Raw genomic sequence first — 14,815 nt, 5'->3', positions numbered from 1 at the left:
GAAAGCGCATTCCGTTGAGGTTAGGGCGGCGGGATGAATGGATGGCTGAGTGGATGACGGCACTGTGGTGTTCGACATTTGGAGTTCCCTAGAATTGGCTCTAGGAAAATGGTCATCCGGAAACTCATCGGCCGCAAGGGCCGATTAGTTGGACGCGCGGTAGCACGACGAGAAAATGAGATCCTGGACGGACGCCGGTGGCAACCTCCCGCTTGTAAGCCATCAACGACACCCATCGCCAGAGCAGGCGGCAACGCAGCTAACGCCAAGGTCGAACCCTGTCATCGATTGCCGTTTTGGATTTTGGAAACTTCGGGGCGGAAGACCGTCAGAATAAGCGAAATGATTGCATCGCTTTCATCTTGCGTCATTTCCGCAAACCTGCCGCCGAGGGGGCTGAGCATCATCCTCAGACGGTCGCTTGCGAGCTTCTGATTGGTATGGGGAAGGATAACGGGATCGAGCAGTGCACTCGGCATTGTCTTGAACTCTTGTGTATTCTTCATTCGACGATCATGGCGCGGGGTCGTCAACCCGGCCGGTCGAAATTGGTGCCGCCGTTTTGTGTCGTGGTTTATTAGCGTAGACGATGGTTACGTGCCATATATGCGACCTAAGTGGTTCAATGACGGATGTGTAGCATGCCCGAAAGCAAGAAAAAGGTCGCGAGGGGAGCGGTCGTCTATCCGCGTGTCGAACGGGTTTTGCAAAAGATTGGGGATGATATCTCGCTGGCCCGCCGCGTCAGGAAAATCACAGTCGACGACTTCGCAACTCGCATTGGAATCTCGCGGGCGACATTGCACAGATTGGAAAAAGGGGATCCGGGCGTCGGACTTAATACGCTGGCGATGGCTCTACATGCGCTAGGGCGGCTCGATGCCTTTGCTAATATTGCAGATCCGTCAACCGATCACGTGACGATGATGCAAATGAGGGACCAAGCGCCGAAAAGGATCAGTAAGCGCCGCATCGAGCAAACGCCTCGTAAAGAGGCCGAAGGCACACATGAGGCGGTCGTTGAAGGAGAGGCATCCGATAGCAAGTACGTGGGTTTCTAGCTGCCATGTGGGTGGATCTCCCGTGCGCTATTTGAACGACTTGGGCGGCGGCGGCTGCGTCGCGCCAGCAGCCGGTGGCATTCGATTACGCAGTGACGTCGACGACGAGATAAGGGTCAAAGCCTGACTTTTCGTGCTCATCGACATAGCCTTTAGGATTACAGATCACTCGTGTTGTTTGGATCATGTAGTCAGATCGGTTGTGGAGATGCCCGTGGATCCAAAGACGAGGCCGATATTTTATTATGTGTTTTTCGAACCTTGATGCAAAGGAAGGGGCGACCGGATCGTCGATGAATTCCGGAGGTACCGACAATATGCTCGGCGCGTGGTGCGTCACCACGATCGTCGGGAGTGCTGCTTCGTCCCAAAGCGCCCTTTGAATGAATAAATTGTCTTCCCAGTGTAGTCCTTGTGCATGCCTGGCCGAGAACCGCTTGAAAGGCTTCTTCGACAGTTTGATCTGCCGATAGTCCGTCATCCCCTTCTGCGCTTCCAACATGGAAATTTGCGGTGTGCCGAACAATTGAAGGTCGCTCCAGAAAGTCGCCCCGACGAAACGGAACCCTTCGAAAATTGCGACCTCTTGATGGAGCAGGTGGACGTCGGGATAGTCTTCGGCCTCCCGAAGACCTTCCTGATATCCCTCGCGGATCGACGATCCGTAGTATTCGTGATTTCCAGGAACGAAGAGCACGGGCATGTGGGGCGATATGCACTCACCCAGAAACCGGATGCTTCGAACCAGCTTATTTGTGATGTCACCGGCGCAAATGCAGATATCAGCCTCTGGGACGGTGGAAACCGGGCAGATTTTACCGTCTTCCAAGTGCAGGTCGGAGAATATCCAAGCTTTCATGCTGTGCTCCAAAACGCTCGTTTGTTTGCAGCCGGACCGGGCCGGCTAAAGACCGTGGGCTAACGGGATCAGACGATGACTGCGAACGCCGTAGGCTCGAAGTGACCGCACGTCGCAGTGGTAGCCTTCGGGCCGAGCCTTCTGCATCGGGACCGGACGGTCTGCTTCAGCAGCGGTTAGTCCAAAGGCATCACTGCCGGCGAGGGAAACTGTGCCGCAGTGCGGCGGCGGTCCGATGCGGCCGTGGCACCGTGTGGAAGAGATCGCGCAATCTCACGGGTATCTGCTGTTCCAGAAGTCGGGGCTCACGCGCGGCCCGAGGCGATACCAGCGGCTGAAGGTGCGAGCGAGCCCACGGCGTTCGTCGAGATAGTAGAGATTGCTGGAGAACATCGGCTTTCCGTCACGAACGGTCGGATGGCCTTTCGGCTGACCTATTAGACATGGCACGGCCCGTTTCGCCAAAGCCCAGTCCTCGATTGAGACGGCGGGCACCACGCGGGAATCGTCGAACCGATCTGCGTTTTCTAGGTCGTCAGCTAACGATCTAAGTCGACGCACGAGGGTCTCTCGGGGCATGCCAAACCAAGCATCAAAAACAGAATCATCCATGCAGGAAACTTCCTTCCGTAAAATGGTATTTAATAGCCCTTTTACATGTTTATTAAGATGAAAAAAGATAAAAAAAGACTTCATTGTGGATTTCTTGACATTTTTTTCGTGCGCCGGTTTTTCGGTTGCATGAACGTAATCCTCCCCGCCGATATTTTGAGAGTAGCGCGCGCTTTAACGGGGCTTCCGCAACTCGTCGTCGCCAAGGAGGCTGACCTCGCAGTAAAGACAGTGACGAGGGCAGAATCAGGAAACTTGACTGCACAGGTCAGTCATAAATTGCGTGCTTTCTACGAGGGGCGGGGGATTGAGTTCCTCGGTTCGGTCGACATCTCAACGGGCAGGGCGTCGGGAGCTGGTGCCCGTTGGCGGATGCCCGAGTCTATTCCGCCAACCGAAGCAGATGCCGCGGTGTTCCACACAGAATCCTACGGTGTCAGTTTCGCGGCAGCACGCGGAATGCTCGGCGGTACCCAAAAGGACATCTGCGTTCGTGCAAGACTCCCAGAAAAGACCGTAATCGCGTTGGAGCGCGCTGCCGGCTACAGCGATAGCGAGTTCCAAAGGCTTCGCACGTATTACGAGGGATGCGGAATTGAATTTTTGGCGTGGGGGGATGTCTCCAGGAAAGCCTATTACGGTGTCGGCGTTCGTTGGGCGGGGCAGGGACCAGGAGGCCTCGAGGCCGTCGCTTCAAACGGATCAGCGCCATGACAGTGGTCTGCCTCTGCTCAACGGGATCTGCAGGGGCGGCGAGAGCGCGGTATAGCCCGACGACCGCTCAACAGAGCACCGAACGTTGGACCTCCAGTTTGATGGGGGGAGGACCTCCGTGAGGGATGCTCTGCCGCCTCCGCGAATTTTTATGGCCGGTCGTCTTCTCACATGTGTCGGCCTGCGAGAGATGGCTGCCATTACGGGTCTTTCTCAACGAGCAGTACAGTTGGCTGAGAGTGAACCCACAACATTGCTGGTGGCCGACAAGCTTGTCGGCGCGTTGAATAGGAAAGGCGTCGGTATTCGTCCCCCGGAGGGAGCGCTTGGGTTCGGAATTTATTACTTGCATCCAAGTGACGAAATTCCCGAGGTGTTGTTGGCTACCGGTCGGCGACTCGCTCACTTAACCCAACAGCAGTTGGCGATCCTGGCACGGCTCAACAGACGAACTATAATACGAGCTGAGGCAGGCAAAAGTACGCGTCCAATCGTTTCCACTTTAGTCTCGACGTTGACGACGTCTGGCGTTCGCGTCTTGCCTCCTTCTGGGGCTCACGGCTACGGGCTATGCCTGACCGTGGATTGGGAGCGGCTCAGTGCGGCGGCCCAACTCGTCGCCGGTGGCAAGGCGAGAGGTTGAGACGTCTCCATGTTCCCTCTCCAATCTCTCTTGGCTACTCGGCCTAAAACGGCGGCATCATTTGGCCTACGGGATACCATCAGGACCCTGGTCCGAAGTTGGACGCAGGCGTGCTACCTATGGGTGTTGGCTACGATTAGGAATGCTTCCCGCAGTGCTGCGTGCAGAGCTATCTACAAGGGCTAGGGTCGCATAGAGCGTTTCGAAAGCTCATGCACGACACCGGAATTGACCGAAGCTAGCTATAGCGAGTCCTTAGGACGCTGATCGCCTGCAGAGTCACATTTGGCTCAAAAACCAGATGACGAAATTGCTGAGGATTAGATCACTGCCGTTTAACAGCGAACCCGCGGAAATGCGAATCTAGTGCATTGGTTTCGCACCATGTGGTAGAATTGCTTGGTCAAACTGCCGCGCAGCCGCCATGGAGAATCGACACCGCAGCCGGTCGAAAGGCGCGTTATCTGATCAATCGGTGGCGGAACCGGTGGCGGTAAAGGTGGCGGACAATCTTCGGTCCGATTACGTCGCCAAGCCGAAAACCCCTGATTTTCAAGGGGATGTCGGTGGTCGGAGTGGAGAGATTCGAACTCCCGACCCTCTGGTCCCAAACCAGATGCGCTACCAGACTGCGCTACACTCCGTGCCGACGAGGGAGGGCAATACACGGTTCGCCTCGCGTCCGCAATATCTAAATCACCTAACCCCCAGCTTGGTGTAGGCGCTCTTTTCGTTCAGGTCGGCTTGAGGAATGTTTGACGTCAGAGCGAATTATGGAAAGGCACGGACGAACGAAGGCTGCCGGAAATTGCCGAAAATCCAGCTCCCGCCACCGCGGCTTTTTTCTTGAAAAGAAAGGGATTCGCCGCTAAGCAAAATTCACCTCTTCGTGCGACGGTTTGGATGAGGAGCCCCAACCGTGGGGTCGAATAAAGTTTCAAGTGCGAAAGCCGCTAATTCGGAGGCGCTGCAGCAATGTCTGCCAAGATCTATCGTCCAGCCAAGACCGCGATGCAGTCCGGCAAGGCAAAGACTAATATTTGGGTTCTTGAGTTCGATCAGGAGACACCGCGCACCATCGATCCGATCATGGGCTACACGTCGTCTTCGGATATGCGCCAGCAGCTGAAGCTGACGTTCGAAACGCAGGAACTCGCCGAGGCTTACGCAAATCGCAACGGCATCGAGTACCGGGTCATTGCCCCGAAAGATCCGCAGCGCCAGATCGTGGCCTATCCCGACAATTTCCGCTATACGCGGACGCAACCCTGGACGCACTGATCCGCGTTCAACAGCACGGATTTGACCGGGCACATGTTTCCCGGTCACGCGGCCCCTTAGCTCAGCTGGATAGAGCACCTGCCTTCTAAGCAGGTTGTCGCAGGTTCGATTCCTGCAGGGGTCGCCAATCATTTCAATCTCTTACATAACCCCTAATGGCGCTGTGTTCCTGCCATACGAGGGCGGAAGAAACCCGCTCCTTTGGCGAAGCGGGTTGAAGGAAGCGACTTGGGTTGGTGCGCCTTAAACGGAGCTTGCCTCCTTCTCAAAATAAGCAAGAGCAGCGGCGACCATCGCTGTGACGGTTGGGTCCGAGGCGAAGTTGGAATTTTCTTCGTGAGCGAAGCGTAAGGCCTCGCGTGCTCCTCTTCGGCCTAAGGCAGTCTGTTCCCAATTCTCTAGACTTGCAGAGGAATCCAGACGCACGCGCTGCAAGGCGAAGAATCAGGAGCAGCCGCGCGAATGCTGACGCTGCCAAGGCGCCAGGCTGGGTTCTGAACGTTGCCGCGGCAAAGTTCGATCCTGCCGGCGATCGGAAGTTTCGCGATTACAAGCTCGGGACCTTCGGCGCTGCTTCTGAAGTGAAGCGCATCGACCCGGTTGCGCACCTGACTGAGAAAGCCGCGCGAGGTGAGCGTTGAACCAATCTCCAAACAGCGCCAGTACGAACGACTTAGCGCGAAGCCGCGAACTGAACGGCGGGTTTGGCGTCTTCGGCCCTCATCCGACCCTCAATGACCGCTCGGCAAGCTTCCCATGCTCGTTGCCATTTGGCCGTGCTCTGGTTCGGCTCATGAATGAGCCAGGTCAAGGCCTCCTCCGGGGAACCGACAACGATGCGGATGCGGCTATCTCCCAGCACGAGGGGTTTTTTCCATCGGTGTACCAACATGGCTACGCTCCAATCGTGGGGGTGTCCTGTCATCGACGGGCGCTGCTCCGCCTCTCCAAAAGTGGGGATCCCGAGCCTGCAATGGAAGAGGAAGACAAGCAGAACGCTTCGCTGACGCCGCTGTTCGATCATTGACAAAGTGACGGACATACGGATTTGAACATGGAAATCACGCCTGTCTTTCAAATCAAGGAAGAGGCATTCAGGACTTTGCGAGCCGATGAGGGTTTCATTGACAAGTGGAACCGCCGCGCGAGCGCTGGTAGGCATCCTGGTGAGCGCTATAGTACATGCTACTAAGCCGCTGGTGACATTCTCGTGCCGTACGTTCAATCGTTGACGTTGCTGTGGCCGTGAACGGCCGTTAGGATTCCCGTGCTTTCAGGGTACGCCGCCGTGACCGATACGATTGTCCCACAGCTGATATTCACTCTGAACGTTGCGTGGGAAATCGCCTCGCGGGAGAGTCCGGACTACGATCTCGTCGTGTATTTTATCCAGCAGGCCATCCAGGCAGCTCAAGAGGAGGCACTGCGACACGGGACTGCTATCGCTTCCGAAGAGAAGTCTGAGCTTCAGTAGGTCGTCGGCCTAAATGCATCCGCCGGAAGCGTCTTAAGCGCCGACCGGGTGCTCTTGACACGGGAGGGCTGCGCGGGCGTCAACCCATCGATTTATCCGTGTTCATATCGCTGCTTTCGTCGTTGTTCTCGTTTTGGATGGAGTGTGAACCAACCGCCCCGAAGGTCGCGGGACCAAGGTCCAATGTGCAATCCTCCTGGGTCGTCTATATTCGGGATTGCCACAATCTCCTGGTGGCTGTGAACCGAGGGCAGAAGGGCTGGCGCTGGTTCGAACGAGACGAGGGAACCTTGCAGCTTCCACACGCTACGAGGTTCCTTCGAACTTTATCGGCAGGCGGTCGTCGCCTGTTGCTTTGGAGCGGGTTATGATGCCTGATCCTACGAAGGAGGAGGTCAGATGAACCGATTTCACAGATTTGTAGTGGCGGGGGCGTTGATCAGCCTTGCGGCGATCACATCGGCCTGTACCTCGACAGCCGGCCAACAGGATCGAAATCGCCCCCTAAACTCAGCCTGCGCACTTGGATTCGATAACGACCGGCCTTGTAGTTACTAGATAGAACAGCCGAACAAAAAAGCCCTGGTGTTGGTGAGGCGAGAGCAAGGTATGCTCGGAAAGGTCGTGCCGGAGAAAGGACAATTTCGACGCGATCTGCCCCTTGAACGCCGAACATTCGCTCGGGTTCACTTGTTCGAGCCCCCTTAGCGCCTCTCGTCGGCGGCTCATTCTATGCCAAACACGCCGACGAAATGCCTCATGCGTGCGACGGCAAGATCGGGTTTGTCCAGGACGTTTGCTTTGTCTGCCAGCCGGAAAATATCGGCATAGTGATTGACGCCGCGCGCCGACTGCAGCCCTGCCGGAAGGCTGAAATGGCTCTGGTGACCGTTCAACCACGCCAGGAAGACGACGCCGGCCTTATAGTATTGCGTCGGGGCTTCGAAGATCTTGCGGGAGAGCGGAACAGTCGGCTCGATGATGGATCGGAAGGTAGCAGCGTCACCCGCAGCGAGCGATGCCAACGCCTTTGATGCCGACGGGGCGACGGCGTCGAAGATGCCGAGCAGCGCATGGCTATACCGCTTGCCATCCCCCTCGATCAGTTCCGCATAGTTGAAATCGTCACCGGTAAAACAGAGCACGCCTTCGGGAAGCCGATTGCGAAGTTGCACTTCCTTGGCATTGTCGAGCAGCGAGATTTTGATCCCCTCGACCTTGTCCTTGTTCTCGTTGATGATTCTGAGGACGCAGTCGAGCGCCGGTTCGAACTGCGCGCTGCCCCAGTAGCCGGCTAAGTTCGGGTCGAACATGTCTCCAAGCCAGTGCAGGACGACCTTGTCCTTGGCCTGCGAGAGAATTCTGCCGTAGACCTTGGCGTAGTCGTCGGGGGAGGACGCCACGCGCGCGAGGGCGCGGCTAGCCATCATGATGGTGCGGCCGCCATTCTTTTCCACGAATTCGATCTGCGCCTCGTACGCCTTGATGACATCGTCGATCGATCTCGCATCGACTGCCGCGAGATGATCAGTGCCGGCACCGCATGCAAGGTCAGCGTCCGGAACGGTGCGAGCCTCCTGCAGCGATCGCCTGATTAGTTCCTGCGCGCCAGCCCAGTCGAGGCCCATGCCACGCTGGGAGGTATCCATCGCTTCGGCGATCTTGAAGCCGAGGCCCCACAGGTGCCGGCGGAAGGCGATCGTCGCGTCCCAATCGACGGCCGGACGGCCCCAAGGGTCCACGTCCTTTCGAGGCTCCGATACGACATGGGCGGCCGCATAAGCGATCCGGTTGAATTTTGGCGGTGTGGAAGGGCGCCCGATCGGCGTGCCGACAAGCCGGTATTCGCTGGCGGAACCGTCATTGTTCGGCAGATTTAAAGACAAGCTCATTGCGATCCTCCTCGATAGGTGGATGACGCAATAATTTGGATCGTTCCAAATTGCAATAGTATTTTTCAAATCTAGAGGACTCGGGGCAGGGATGCGGGAACCTCGGCGCGAATTTGTGGCAAAATATAAGAGAAACAATGCGATGATTGTGTTCTTTGCCTTGTTACAGGGGTGAAGGTTTTTCAAAGATTGCGCTTGACAAGTTTGGAACGTTCCAATTATTTACTGCCCAAGTTGCGCGGGCCGGGAGGATTTCATGTCGAAAGGGAGGGTGACGGTCATTGACATCGCGAAGGCCGCCGGCGTCTCGAAGTCGACCGTCTCGCTGGTATTGCAAGGATCCCCTCTGGTGAACGAAGGGACGCGATCCAAGGTGAATGCAGCGATGCGTGAGCTTGGCTATGTCTATAACCGCGGGGCCGCGAACCTTCGCCAAACGAGTGCAAAGTCGAAGATCATCGGCGTCGTGGTGAACGATCTCACCAACAGCTTCTTTGCCGAACTTGCTGTTGGCGTCGATATGGTCGTGCAGTCTGCCGGCTTCGTGCAGTTCCTCTCGAACACGAGCGAGAGCATTGACAGGCAGCGGGAAGTCATCGCCTCGATGAGGGAGCATGGTATCTCGGGGCTCATCGTCTCTCCGGCGCGTGCTACCGAGGCGGCCGATTTCAAGCCGCTTGTTGCGGCCGATATTCCGGTTGTCGTTGTTGTTCGCAGCCTGCCTGGTGCGAAGGTCTCGTCGATTGTTTCCGACAATCAGGGCGGGACTTCAGCGGCAGTCGAGCACCTGGCATCCCTCGGCCACACACGAATCGCATTTCTCGGCGGATTTCCCGACACGGCGGTCTTCGAGGAGCGTCTGGCGGGTTATATGGATGGCATGAACGCGGCTGGTCTCAGCTTTCATGAAGAGCTGGTGGTCTCATCGGCGCCCTCGAGAGCAGGCGGAGCGGATGCAATCGGGCGGGCGATGGCAATGAGCAACCGGCCAACGGCGGCGGTTTGCTTCAATGATGCCGTCGCCTTCGGAGTCTGCGATGGTCTGCGCGCGCGTCATATGGAACCCGGTCGTGACTTCGCTGTCGTTGGCTTCGACGACGTGATCGAGGCACAAACGGCGGTCCCTGCTCTCACGACGATCTCCGTCGATCCGCAAAGCATGGGCAGACGCGCAGCACAGCTTCTCCTCAAGCAGATCAACGCAGGCAAGGCGGAGCCCGAAAGCGTGACCACCGCTGTCCGGCTCGTCGTTCGTGAGAGCTGCGGAGCCGCGCAGAAGAAGACAGGGAGAAGGATGGCATGAGCGTTCGTTGGGGACTGATTGGGGCAAGTACCATTGCTCGGGAATGGGTGATTGGCGCTATCCGCGCTACTGGCGGCGATATCGTGTCCGTCATGAGCACGAGCGTCGAGCGCGGCCGGTCCTATGCGAAGGAGAACGGGATCCCGAGGCATGTCGCTGATGTCGATGTCCTTGTGAACGATCCAGATGTCGATGCAGTTTACATTTCGACGACGAACGAACTTCATCGCGACCAGGCGATCGCTGCGGCCCGCGCCGGCAAGCATATTCTTTGCGAGAAGCCGTTGGCGATGTCGCTGCAGGATGCGCACGCCATGGCCAAGGCGGCGAAGAACGCCGGTGTCGTTCTCGCCACCAACCACCATCTCCGCAACGCGTCAACTCACATCGCCATGAGAGACGCCATCACCTCCGGCAAGATCGGCAAGCCGTTGGCCGCTCGCGTTTTTCATGCGGTGTACCTCCCGGCTCACCTGCAAGGCTGGCGGCTGGATCGGCCAGAAGCCGGTGCCGGTGTGATTCTCGACATCACCGTTCATGACACCGACACGCTGCGTTTTGTGCTCGGCCGCGATCCGGTCGAGGTCATTGCGTTTTCGCAGGCGGCCGGGATGGGGAAGCCAGGCGTCGAAGACGGCGTGATGGGTGTCATGCGTTTCCAGGACGGGATCCTTGCTCAATTCCACGATGCCTTCACGACCAAATATGCCGAGACCGGGTTCGAGGTGCATGGCACTGAAGGTTCGCTCGTCGGCCGCAACGTGATGACGCAACGTCCTGACGGAACGGTGACCCTTAGAAATGCGGATGGCGAGCAGCAACTGCCGACCAACGCGAGCAACCTTTATGAGACGGCACTGCAAGCCTTTCACGGTTCTGTCGCCGGAACGGGTCGTCCTTCGGCGACGGCGGAGGATGGCATCTGGTCGCTGGCGACAGGTCTGGCGGTCGTCGAAGCCACCAAGAGCGGGACGGCCGTGAAAATCGAAACAGGACTTTGAGTAATTCCAATGAGCAAGCATATCACCCCGGCCGAAGCTGCTGCACTGATCCCCGATGGAGCCATTGTGTCGGTGTCGTCTTCCAGCGGCCTTGGTTGCCCTGACCTCATGCTGAAGGCGATTGGCGAGCGCTTTGATAGCACCGGTCATCCACGCGATATCACAACGCTGCATCCGATCGCGGCAGGTGACATGAGCGGCGTCAAGGGTGTCGACTACATCGCCAAGACGGGCCTGCTCAAGCGTATCATCGGCGGCTCCTATCCGTCGGGTCCATCCAGCGCAGAGCCGCCGCTGATCTGGCAGATGATCACCAACAACGAGATTCCGGCCCACAATATTCCTTCGGGCATCATGTTCGACATTCACCGGGAGGCTGCCGCGAAACGACCCGGTGTCCTGACGAAAGTCGGTATCGACACATTCGTCGACCCAAGAAGGCAGGGTTGCGCGATGAACGACCTTGGGGCCGCGGAGCCAGTGGTCAAGCGTGTCTCGTTCGAAGGAGAGGACTGGCTGTTCTTCCCGTCGATCGTGCCACAGGTCGCGATCATCCGCGCGACAACTGCGGACGAGCGTGGCAATCTTACGTACGAACACGAAGGCGCCTATCTCGGTGGCCTGGATCAGGCGCTCGCCGCCCGCAACAATGGCGGCATCGTCATTGCCCAGGTCAAGCGCATCACCAAGGAAGGCTCGCTGAAGCCGCACGACGTGCGCGTACCTGGCATGTTGGTCGACTATGTCGTCGTCGATGCGGATCAGAAGCAAACCACTCAGACGCTCTATGATCCGGCCATCTCGGGTGAGATATTCCGCCCACTGGAGAGCTTCCGCGTTCCGGAATTCAATATCCAGAAGGTTATCGCGCGCCGTGTTGCACAGGAGCTGCAGGCTGGTAGCTGCGTCAATCTGGGCTTCGGCATTTCCGCCAACGTACCGCGCATCCTGCTTGAGGAGGGGCTGCATGGCGCGGTCACCTGGGTCATCGAGCAGGGGGCCGTGGGAGGCGTTCCTTTGCTGGACTTCGCATTCGGCTGCGCTTCGAACGCCGACGCCTACATGCCGTCGCCATACCAGTTCACCTACTTCCAGGGCGCCGGCTTCGATGCTTCGCTCCTGTCTTTCCTCGAGATCGGCAAGGACGGTTCTGTCAACGTCTCGAAGCTCTCGTTCCGACCCCATGTGACAGCGGGGGCCGGCGGCTTCGTCGATATCACCGCGCGGGCGAAGAAGATCGTGTTCTCGGGGATGTTCAATGCGGGAGCGAAGCTTGGCATCGCCGACGGCAAGCTGGTCATCGAGAAGGAAGGCAAGCTGAAGAAGCTCGTCAGTGAGGTCGAGCATGTCACCTTTTCCGGCAAGCGCGCGATCGAGCAGGGCCAGGACATCACTTATGTCACCGAGCGGTGCGTGATGAAGCTGACGCCGGAAGGCGTTGTTCTCACGGAGATCGCACCGGGGATCGACCTGCAGAGCCACATCCTCTCTCAATCCGAGTTCCCGCTGATCGTAGCGGAGGACCTCAAGGTTATGGATGCGCAGCTCTTCGGCGAAGCAAGCATAGGCCTGTCCCTGCCGACGAAGAGCGCCCGCGTTCTGGAGGGTGCCTTCAATGGCTAGCGGCACCGTAAAAATCCAAGTCGAGGATCACGTCGCGATCATGACGGTATCGCGTCCAGAGAAGCTCAATGCGCTTGATCTGGACATGCTCAGGGCGCTCGCAGATGCGGCCGACGAAGTCGAGGCAAACGCCGACGTGCGCGCGGCAATCCTGACGGGCGAGGGCAAGGGCTTTTCTGCCGGCGGCGACATCAAGGCGTGGGGCGGCATGCAGCCGCAGGAATTCGGTCATGCCTGGGTGCGCCACGGACATCGCGTTTTCGAAAGACTTGCGACCCTTAGGGTGCCGTTGATCGCCGCCCTCAACGGGCATGCGCTCGGCGGCGGGCTGGAACTCGCTGGCGTCGCTGACATTCGCATTGCTGAAGAGCACATCAAGATCGGACTTCCCGAGACCGGTTTAGGCATGGTTCCCGGCTGGTCTGGCACGCAACGCCTGGTCAAGCGCTTCGGCGCGCAGGTCGTTCGTCGCATGGCGCTGGGCGGCGAAATTTTCACTGCGGAGGAAGCCCACGTGCTCGGCATCGTGGATGCGGTCACATCGAGCGGAAACGCGGTCGATGCCGCGAAGGAATATGCGCAGAGGGTCTCGGCTAGAGGGCCTGCCGCGCTCGAGATCGTGAAGCTGATGATCGCTTCAGCAAACGGCGAGGACAACGGCACCGCCGTCGAAGCGCTGGGCTCGATCCTCGTTGCGAAGACCGCCGATCTCAAGGAGGGCGTTGCTTCCTTCAGCGAGAAGCGCCCGGCAAAGTTCAAGGGAGAATGGTAATGACGGTTCTGGTGAATCCGAAGGCGCTTAGCGACCACAGGGCCCGCGACTTCAAGATGCTGGTCGACGGCAAGTGGGAAGCTGGGTCCTCCCAACCGATCGAGCGCGTTGCTCCGAGCCATGGTGTTGTGGTGAGCCGATTTCCGGCTGGCAGCAAGGCAGATGCCGAGCGGGCGATCCTCGCTGCTCGCAAGGCTTTCGATCATGGACCGTGGCCGCGGATGACCGCTTCCGAGCGGTCGGCCATTCTACTCAAGGCGGCTGGCCTGATTACGGCCCGTGCGGAAGAACTCGCGTTTCTGGACGCGATCGAAGCCGGCAAGCCGATTTCCCAGGTACGCGGTGAGATCGCCGGCTCGGTTGACATCTGGCGATATGCCGCAGCACTTGCCCGCGATCTGCACGGTGAAAGTTACAACACGCTTGGAGACGGTACGCTGGGTGTCGTCCTGCGCGAAGCGATCGGCGTAGTATCGATCATTACACCCTGGAACTTCCCCTTCCTGATCGTCGGCCAGAAGCTTCCCTTTGCATTGGCGGCGGGTTGCACTACGGTCGTCAAGCCATCGGAACTGACCTCCGGGTCGACGCTCGTGTTGGGTGAAATCCTGCAGGAGGCGGGCGTCCCGGACGGCGTCGTTAACATTGTCACCGGGACGGGACCCGAGGTCGGCGCAATCATGACGTCCCATCCTGAGGTCGACATGGTTTCATTCACCGGCTCGACCGGTGTCGGCAAACTCACCATGACGAATGCCGCACAGACGCTCAAAAAGGTCTCGCTGGAACTGGGTGGCAAGAACCCGCAGATCGTGTTCCCGGATGCGGATCTCGATGCGTTCATCGATGCGGCAGTCTTCGGCGCCTATTTCAATGCCGGCGAATGCTGCAATGCAGGCTCCCGCCTGATCCTCCACAAGAGCATCGCTTCCGACGTGGTCAGGCGCGTGGCCGAACTCGCCAAGGACGTCAAGGTCGGCGATCCACTTGATCCAACAACGCAAGTTGGTGCTATCATCACACCGCAGCATCTGGAGAAGATTGCTGGTTACGTGGCTGGCGCGACAAGCAGCGGTGCAAAGGTCGCGCATGGCGGTGATAAACTCGACTTGGGCATGGGGCAATACATGGCACCAACCATCCTCGAAGCTGTTACGCCTAGCATGGCGGTTGCGCGCGAGGAGGTCTTCGGTCCTGTCTTGTCCGTCCTCACGTTCGAAACCACTGAAGAAGCGATCGAGATCGCAAACGCGATCGACTACGGCCTTTCGGCGGGCGTCTGGAGCCGAGACTTCGATACCTGCCTGACCATCGGGCGCAGGGTGCGCGCCGGGACGGTCTGGATGAACACCTTCATGGACGGGGCGTCCGAGCTCCCGTTCGGTGGCTACAAGCAGTCTGGCCTCGGCCGCGAACTCGGCCGCCATGCGGTGGAGGACTATACCGAGACGAAGACGCTCAACATGCATATTGGCAGCCGGACCAACTGGTGGATGCCGCGAAGGGAAAAGCTGGCGTAGCCGGCTTGAGGGAGACCACGCTCGAGGAGGGCGGGTAATTGGAGCGGGAATGGGTTCCGT

13 protein-coding genes and 2 tRNA genes are annotated in these 14,815 nt (G+C 58.4%); 10 read left to right on the top strand and 5 right to left on the bottom strand.

Annotated features, from left to right (window positions below):
* Nucleotides 1-281: 281 nt before the first annotated feature.
* The gene (locus ACSQ9D_RS10120; RefSeq protein ID WP_436282117.1) at nt 282-506 is read right to left on the bottom strand and encodes a hypothetical protein; all 225 of its coding nucleotides are present in this window, start codon (nt 504-506) and stop codon (nt 282-284) included.
* Between the two features lie 135 nt (nt 507-641).
* On the opposite strand from ACSQ9D_RS10120, the gene ACSQ9D_RS10115 reads away from it, so the two are divergent.
* The gene (locus tag ACSQ9D_RS10115; protein WP_436282116.1) at nt 642-1,061 is read left to right on the top strand and encodes a helix-turn-helix domain-containing protein; all 420 of its coding nucleotides are present in this window, start codon (nt 642-644) and stop codon (nt 1,059-1,061) included.
* 85 nt (nt 1,062-1,146) lie between these two features.
* Here ACSQ9D_RS10115 and ACSQ9D_RS10110 read toward each other — a convergent pair whose 3' ends face one another.
* Nucleotides 1,147-1,920 carry a metallophosphoesterase gene (locus tag ACSQ9D_RS10110; protein WP_436282115.1) on the bottom strand — a complete coding sequence of 258 codons (774 nt, stop codon included), beginning with the start codon at nt 1,918-1,920 and terminating at the stop codon, nt 1,147-1,149.
* Nucleotides 1,921-2,577: 657 nt separating this feature from the next.
* Between ACSQ9D_RS10110 and ACSQ9D_RS10105 the strand changes: the two genes are divergently transcribed.
* Nucleotides 2,578-3,246 carry an XRE family transcriptional regulator gene (locus ACSQ9D_RS10105; protein WP_436282114.1) on the top strand — a complete coding sequence of 223 codons (669 nt, stop codon included), beginning with the start codon at nt 2,578-2,580 and terminating at the stop codon, nt 3,244-3,246.
* Between the two features lie 1,210 nt (nt 3,247-4,456).
* Here the strand turns inward: ACSQ9D_RS10105 and ACSQ9D_RS10100 are convergent.
* Nucleotides 4,457-4,533: transfer RNA gene (locus ACSQ9D_RS10100), tRNA-Pro, on the bottom strand.
* A 331-nt stretch (nt 4,534-4,864) separates the two neighbouring features.
* On the opposite strand from ACSQ9D_RS10100, the gene ACSQ9D_RS10095 reads away from it, so the two are divergent.
* Together ACSQ9D_RS10095 and ACSQ9D_RS10090 are read left to right on the top strand one after the other, a co-directional pair.
* Entirely contained in the window at nt 4,865-5,170 is a 306-nt protein-coding gene (locus ACSQ9D_RS10095) for an ETC complex I subunit (RefSeq protein WP_037123667.1), read from the top strand.
* A gap of 50 nt (nt 5,171-5,220) precedes the next feature.
* A tRNA-Arg gene (locus tag ACSQ9D_RS10090) sits at nt 5,221-5,297 on the top strand.
* A 546-nt stretch (nt 5,298-5,843) separates the two neighbouring features.
* On the opposite strand, the gene ACSQ9D_RS10085 is transcribed toward ACSQ9D_RS10090, so the two are convergent.
* On the bottom strand, nt 5,844-6,062 hold the full coding sequence (locus ACSQ9D_RS10085) for a DUF982 domain-containing protein (protein ID WP_037123820.1): 219 nt from the start codon (nt 6,060-6,062) through the stop codon (nt 5,844-5,846).
* Between the two features lie 396 nt (nt 6,063-6,458).
* On the opposite strand from ACSQ9D_RS10085, the gene ACSQ9D_RS10080 reads away from it, so the two are divergent.
* Entirely contained in the window at nt 6,459-6,644 is a 186-nt protein-coding gene (locus tag ACSQ9D_RS10080) for a hypothetical protein (RefSeq protein ID WP_037123822.1), read from the top strand.
* A 725-nt stretch (nt 6,645-7,369) separates the two neighbouring features.
* On the opposite strand, the gene ACSQ9D_RS10075 is transcribed toward ACSQ9D_RS10080, so the two are convergent.
* Nucleotides 7,370-8,536 carry a dihydrodipicolinate synthase family protein gene (locus ACSQ9D_RS10075; protein WP_436282113.1) on the bottom strand — a complete coding sequence of 389 codons (1,167 nt, stop codon included), beginning with the start codon at nt 8,534-8,536 and terminating at the stop codon, nt 7,370-7,372.
* Between the two features lie 256 nt (nt 8,537-8,792).
* Here ACSQ9D_RS10075 and ACSQ9D_RS10070 point away from each other — a divergent pair, with 256 nt between their 5' ends.
* From ACSQ9D_RS10070 to ACSQ9D_RS10050, 5 genes are read left to right on the top strand one after another with little or no spacing between them, the layout of a single operon-like run.
* The gene (locus ACSQ9D_RS10070; RefSeq protein ID WP_436282112.1) at nt 8,793-9,839 is read left to right on the top strand and encodes a LacI family DNA-binding transcriptional regulator; all 1,047 of its coding nucleotides are present in this window, start codon (nt 8,793-8,795) and stop codon (nt 9,837-9,839) included.
* Complete coding sequence (locus ACSQ9D_RS10065) at nt 9,836-10,840, top strand: Gfo/Idh/MocA family protein (RefSeq protein ID WP_436282111.1); 1,005 nt, start codon at nt 9,836-9,838, stop codon at nt 10,838-10,840. Before ACSQ9D_RS10070 ends, ACSQ9D_RS10065 begins: the two co-directional genes overlap by 4 nt.
* Nucleotides 10,841-10,849: 9 nt before the next feature.
* Nucleotides 10,850-12,463: an acyl CoA:acetate/3-ketoacid CoA transferase gene (locus ACSQ9D_RS10060; protein ID WP_436282110.1), complete on the top strand. Its 1,614-nt coding sequence runs from the start codon at nt 10,850-10,852 to the stop codon at nt 12,461-12,463.
* Complete coding sequence (locus ACSQ9D_RS10055; protein WP_436282109.1) at nt 12,456-13,235, top strand: enoyl-CoA hydratase/isomerase family protein; 780 nt, start codon at nt 12,456-12,458, stop codon at nt 13,233-13,235. Before ACSQ9D_RS10060 ends, ACSQ9D_RS10055 begins: the two co-directional genes overlap by 8 nt.
* Nucleotides 13,235-14,755 (top strand): aldehyde dehydrogenase family protein, encoded by a 1,521-nt coding sequence (locus ACSQ9D_RS10050; protein WP_436282108.1) that lies wholly within the window; start codon nt 13,235-13,237, stop codon nt 14,753-14,755. Before ACSQ9D_RS10055 ends, ACSQ9D_RS10050 begins: the two co-directional genes overlap by 1 nt.
* Nucleotides 14,756-14,815 lie beyond the last annotated feature (60 nt).

Origin of the sequence: Rhizobium sp. LjRoot258 (assembly GCF_964254185.1) — a bacterium.
GTDB lineage: Bacteria > Pseudomonadota > Alphaproteobacteria > Rhizobiales > Rhizobiaceae > Rhizobium.
The sequence above is the reverse complement of the archived record's forward strand: the minus strand, read 5'-3'. Positions and strand labels throughout refer to the sequence as shown.